Below are 5,336 nucleotides of genomic sequence, written 5' to 3' on the forward strand. Positions count from 1 at the left end.
GAAAAATAGCGTCGGAGACGTTACATCGGGAGCCGTTCTCTGGCGAACCGCTTGAGGAGCGGGATGTCTTCCCAGTGGAGGAGCTTCATGATACCGCGAAGTCTTCCGTTGTTCGCGTTCGCACGCATCTCGTGACTGAGTTGCTTGAGGTCACGAATCAGCGTGTCGTAGCGCTCGTTCTCGGCGAGATAGAGCAGTTGGGTCATCAGCAGTCGCGTCCGCATCTGCGGCGCGACGTCGCCGTGCCAGAGATTATCGTATATCGACATCTTCTCCGCGGAGGTGTCCGAGGCGCTGGTCATGAAACAGCGATCAGCGGTTATCGCCGCCGCTCGCGCGGATTTCATGCCGGTGTGAATCCCCTCACCCCAGAGCGGGTCGATGGTCGGCACGGTGTCGCCGATGGCCATGAAGTTGTCCGTGGAGAGGCCGCCGGGCATCTGGATGTGGGCGGACCCGCGGTGTTGTTTGCCTTCCATCCGTTCCGCGTTCTCGAACCGCGGGTCGGTGTCCAACCAGTGTTGGAGGTAATCGTCGATACCCATTCCCTCCTTGGCGTAGTCGTGGTGGCTCTCGTTTTGGATGTAACAGAGGCCGACCTTCGCGGTGTCCTCTCCGGTGTGGAAAATCCACGAATAGCCGCCCGGCGCGAGGTCGTGGTCGAGTCGAAGCATCATCGCGTCGGTGAGGTCCGCATAGCCGTCGGCGTCCATATCGACGCCTTTCATCTCGAACTCGACGCCGATGGCCTGATTTTCGCGCTTCAGATTGGTCACGCCGAGACTCTTTGCGAGCGGCGCGCTCGGACCGGTCGCGTCGATGATGATGTCGCCGTACACCTCTTGGTCCCCGGCGTAGCGGACGCCGACGACTTCGTTGCCGCTCATGATGGGCTTCGAGACGCGGGCGTCGAACCAGTATTCGGCACCCTCGTCCCGACCGTCCGCCACCAAAAACCGCTTGAAATCGGCGAATTCGAGGACGGCACCGGGTTGTGCCTGGACGAAGTGTTCGTTCGGCGATTCGAGGACCACGTTGTCGGTGAAGTTCATCACCACGTCGTCCGGGATGCCGAACGCCGCCATCATGGACGAGAACGTCCCGGCCGTGGACTTGTTGCTCTGGCGCGGGAACGTGTCTTCCTTTTCGGCTTCGAGGACGACGACATCGTAGCCCCGTTGGGCCAAATCCCGGGCACACTGTGCACCGGCCGGGCCAGCGCCCGCGATGATAACGTCGAAATGCTCGCTCATACCGCCACCTTCGTCCGATACGGTGACGGTGTTCGCTCCGCTGTTCCGGTCGGTCGAACTGACGACGCGTCGACGGTCGAACGGCCGCCGATAGCGTCGCAAAGTCGGCCAGTGTCGGGGGAATCGAGTAAAACGGTCGCCGCAGCGGGGGGACACCCAGCACCGCAGACGACAGCGCGTATCTCCGCAGTCATCTCTATCCGTTCTTGCCGGTCATATCATAAAAAACAGACGCAAACGGCCGCGAGAAACGAATTTAGTCGTACGTCGTGGGTCAGAAATTGAACCGGAGACGTCGAGAGCAATCGAGGTGGAACGAGAAACCGGTCGTTGGCAGGCGGGTAAGAACAAAAGGAAACCGAGCCGTCGAGAGCGGGTCCCGATTCAGTAGAACTCGCGCACGAGGTCCATCGCGTCCTCGGGTGCGCCGTCGGGAATCTCGGACATGTTGCCCTCGATGCCGTGGAGTTCGCTGTACGGAACGCTATCTTCGTCCTGGTAGATGACGCCCTGATACTCCTTGCCGGCGTCGAGAATCTTCTCTTTGGCCGCCTCGTAGTCGTGCGGGTCGTGACCCTCGTCCGCGAGGTCGACGATGGAGTCGCGGAAGTAGTCGTACGTGTCCACGTCGTTGAACGTGACGCAGGGCGAGAAGACGTTCACGAAGCCGAAGCCGTCGTGCTCGATGGCCTTCTGGACGATTTCGGCGTGTCGCTGTGCGTCGGTCGAGAAGGACTGTGCGATGAACGTCGCACCCGCCGAGAGGGCGAGGGCGAGCGGGTTGACCGGGGGCTGTTGCGGGCCTTCCGGCGTCGTACTCGTCTCGAAGTCCTCGCGGCTGGTCGGCGAGGCCTGTCCCTTCGTCAGTCCGTAGATGCGGTTGTCCATGACGACGTAGGACATGTCCACGTTCCGGCGCACGGCGTGGATGAAGTGACCCACACCGATGGAGTAGCCGTCACCGTCGCCGCCCGCGACCATCACTTCGAGGTCGGGGTTGGCGAGTTTGACGCCGGTGCCGACGGGAAGCGCACGCCCGTGCACGCCGTGAATCGCGTAGGAGTGCATGAACGTCCCGATTTTTCCGGAACAGCCGATACCCGCGACGACGAACGTGTCGTCCGGGCTGTTGCCGGTTTCGGCGAGTGCCTTCATCATCCCGTTCATCGTCCCGAAGTCGCCGCATCCGGGACACCACGTCGGTTGCTTGTCCGACTTGAAGTCGGTGAATCGAACCTCTGAACTCATGCTTCTACCTCCTGTCCGAGTTTCGCTTTGATGTCGTCGGCCAACTCGTCGGCCTTGAATCGAATACCGTTGTACTTGTTTATCCGCTCGACACGAGTGAGCGCGTCGTGTTCGAGAACGTTGGCGAACTGCCCGGTTTCGTTACACTCGACCACGATGACGGTGTCCGCGGACTCGATGTCCTCGGTGAGGTCGGGGCGGGGGAAGATGTACGGAACCGAGAGGAATCGAACGCTCACGTCGTCCTCTTCGAGGAAGTCGAGGGCTTCGCGCATCGGCCCTTCGTTCGACCCCCACGAGATGACGAGCGTGTCGGCGTCTTCGTCGCCGAACTCGCGCGGACTCCAGTCTTCTTCTTCCTGTGCCGTCTCGACCTTGCGGTTTCGCTTGTCGACCTGCTCGACGCGGATTTCGGTGTCCTCGGTCCGCCGACCGAGCGCGTTGTGTTCGAGACCGGTGGACATGTGGGCACCGCCCTTCGTTCCGGGGAACGCGCGCGGGCTGATGCCGTCAGCGGTCGGGAAGTGGGGCTGGAACCGGTCCTTCTCGTCGGTCCACGCCTCGATGTCGTCCTCGTCCACGATGTTTCCGCGCTCGATTTCGACGGCGTCCATGTCGAACTGCTCGGGCGAGAACGTCTGCTCGGTGACGGCCATGGCGAGGTCGGCGAGCAGGAAGACGGGGGTCTGGTACTTCTCGGCGAAGTTGAACGCCTCGACGGTCTTATGGAAACACTCGGCGACGTTCGTCGGCGCGACGACGAACCGCGGAATCTCGCCGTGACCGCCGTACAGCGTCATGTTCAGGTCGCCCTGTTCCTGTTTCGTCGGCATCCCAGTCGAGGGACCGGAGCGCATCACGTCGCAGATGACGAGCGGCGTCTCGCTCTGTGCGATGAGACCGAACGTCTCGGTCATCAGGTCGATACCCGGACCGGACGTCGCCGTCATCGAGCGTGCGCCAGCTCGCGCCGCGCCGAGCGCCATGTTGATGGCCGACAGTTCGTCCTCGGCCTGCATCACGGTGCCGCCGAAGTGCTCGATTCGGCCCGTGAGATACTCCATGACGTTCGTCGCGGGCGTGATGGGGTAGCCGGAGTAGAAGCGACAGCCAGCGGCGATAGCACCCATGCCGATGGCCTCGTCACCGTTGAGTAGGACGTAGTCGTTGTCCGTCGTTTCCACGTCGTACTCGAAGTCGTAGTCGTACTCCTCCTGGACGTACTCCTGTCCGAGACGGGCGGCTTCCTTGTTGTTCTCGACGATGGCCTCACCTTTGGAACCGAACTTCTTCTCGAGTGCGCTGTCGAGGTTCTCGATGGGGAAGTTCGCCACTTCACACGCCGCACCGAGCGCGACGGTGTTCTGCATGATGGTTCCACCCGCGTCCTTCGCCAGACTGCGGAGCGGAACGGCCAATCCGATCATCTCCTCGGGGATGTCGACGTCCTCCATCTCCGTCCGTTCCCCGTCGTAGATGATCACGCTGTCCTCGTGAAGTTCGTCGAGGTTCTCGTCGATGGTCCGCTGGGTCAGTGCCACGAGGATGTCCAGTCGGTCGACGACGCTCTCGACTCGGTCGGTAGACGACCGGATCTTGTACGCGGTGTAGCCCCCTCGAATACGGGACGCGAAATCCTTCGACGTGAAGACATGTCGGCCCGCTCGGGAGAGTGCCTGCGCAAAGATTTTCCCGGTCGAATCGATTCCATCGCCGGCTTCGCCGCCGATGGCCCAGTTCAGGTCTTGCATCACTGCTACGTTACCCGGTGGCAAATCAAAAGCCTTCTGAAGCAGAGTCGGCGAAGTGGGAAGGAATTTGGTTCTTACGGCCAAACGTCCCACCATGGATGGAACCGAAGTCGAAGTGAAATCGGTGAGAAATGTCGGAGCAGGGATGATTGCGCTGGAGATCGAGTCACCGCCGGGATTCAACGCCCGTCCCGGACAGTTCCTCCAGGTCGCTGGAATCGTAGACGGTGAGGAAATCACGCGCCACTACACGCTCTCATCGCCGACCGCGACGGAGACGTTCGAAATTACGGTGGGAATCGACCCGGACGGGGACCTCAGCCCGTGGCTCGCGGAGCGCGAGGCCGGAGACACGGTGTCCATCGCGGGTCCCTTCGGTCGGTCGTACTACGAGGGCGAAGCCCGCGTCATCGTCCTCGCGGGTGGGCCGGGCATCGGTCCGGCCGTCGGAATCGGGGAGCGCGCGTTGGCGGACGGAAACGACGCGACAATCGTGTATCGGGACGACGAACCCGCCCACGAGGACCGACTTCGAGAGTTGGAGGCCGACGGTGCGACGGTCGTCTTGACGGAGGAGGCGGTGAGCGAGAGCGAGGAAGTACGGACCGTCCTCTCGCGCGCAGACGGACGGTCGTTCGTGTACGGGTTCGCCGACTTCCTCTCGGACGCTCTCGACGTTCTGGCAGCGACCGGACACGACCCGGACGAGGCGAAAACGGAAAACTTCGGCTAACGTTAGAAAAAACAATACCCTTTTATCACACCGTGAAAATAACCCACACTCAATGGGTCTCAGATGTTCGCTGTTGGGGCATGACTACGGTGAGTCCGAAATAGAGCGCGAGCGCGAAGAGCAGGGTAACGAAGTCGTCGTGACGGTCCGGGAGTTCGAGGAGTGTCAACGCTGTGGAAACGAGAAGGTGGTCAGCGAGAACAAGGAGGTGACGGCGATAGAGGAACCGGAACCCACGCCGGAACCCATCGAGAGCAAGGCGGCGGACCGACAGGCCGAACCACCGTCCGAGACGGAAATCATCGACTCCTCACCCACCACGGAGCCGGGTCCTGAATCGAACCCGGAGCC

General features: G+C 61.8%; 4 protein-coding genes and 1 pseudogene. 2 read left to right on the forward strand and 3 right to left on the reverse strand.

Going from position 1 to position 5,336, the window contains the following annotated elements; all coding sequences use genetic code 11:
* Positions 1-20: 20 nt before the first annotated feature.
* From BG842_RS00075 to BG842_RS00085, 3 genes are all read right to left on the reverse strand, one after another.
* The gene (locus tag BG842_RS00075) at positions 21-1,253 is read right to left on the reverse strand and encodes a digeranylgeranylglycerophospholipid reductase (protein WP_069449187.1); all 1,233 of its coding nucleotides are present in this window, start codon (positions 1,251-1,253) and stop codon (positions 21-23) included.
* Positions 1,254-1,637: 384 nt separating this feature from the next.
* Complete coding sequence (locus BG842_RS00080) at positions 1,638-2,501, reverse strand: 2-oxoacid:ferredoxin oxidoreductase subunit beta (RefSeq protein ID WP_069449184.1); 864 nt, start codon at positions 2,499-2,501, stop codon at positions 1,638-1,640.
* Complete coding sequence (locus tag BG842_RS00085; RefSeq protein ID WP_139135962.1) at positions 2,498-4,255, reverse strand: 2-oxoacid:acceptor oxidoreductase subunit alpha; 1,758 nt, start codon at positions 4,253-4,255, stop codon at positions 2,498-2,500. Before BG842_RS00085 ends, BG842_RS00080 begins: the two co-directional genes overlap by 4 nt.
* 91 nt (positions 4,256-4,346) lie before the next feature.
* Here BG842_RS00085 and BG842_RS00090 point away from each other — a divergent pair, with 91 nt between their 5' ends.
* Together BG842_RS00090 and BG842_RS30765 are read left to right on the forward strand one after the other, a co-directional pair.
* On the forward strand, positions 4,347-4,985 hold the full coding sequence (locus BG842_RS00090; RefSeq protein WP_069449186.1) for an FAD-dependent oxidoreductase: 639 nt from the start codon (positions 4,347-4,349) through the stop codon (positions 4,983-4,985).
* Between the two features lie 52 nt (positions 4,986-5,037).
* A pseudogene (locus BG842_RS30765) lies at positions 5,038-5,336 on the forward strand (oxidoreductase); the annotation flags it as partial.

Source organism: Haladaptatus sp. W1 (assembly GCF_001723155.1).
GTDB lineage: Archaea > Halobacteriota > Halobacteria > Halobacteriales > Haladaptataceae > Haladaptatus > Haladaptatus paucihalophilus.

Excerpts from the sequence above, each read along its gene's own strand:
- BG842_RS00090 (WP_069449186.1), top strand. The coding sequence starts at position 4,347 with ATGGATGGAACCGAAGTCGAAGTGAAATCGGTGAGAAATGTCGGAGCA.
- BG842_RS00075 (WP_069449187.1), bottom strand. The coding sequence starts at position 1,253 with ATGAGCGAGCATTTCGACGTTATCATCGCGGGCGCTGGCCCGGCCGGT.
- BG842_RS00080 (WP_069449184.1), bottom strand. The coding sequence starts at position 2,501 with ATGAGTTCAGAGGTTCGATTCACCGACTTCAAGTCGGACAAGCAACCG.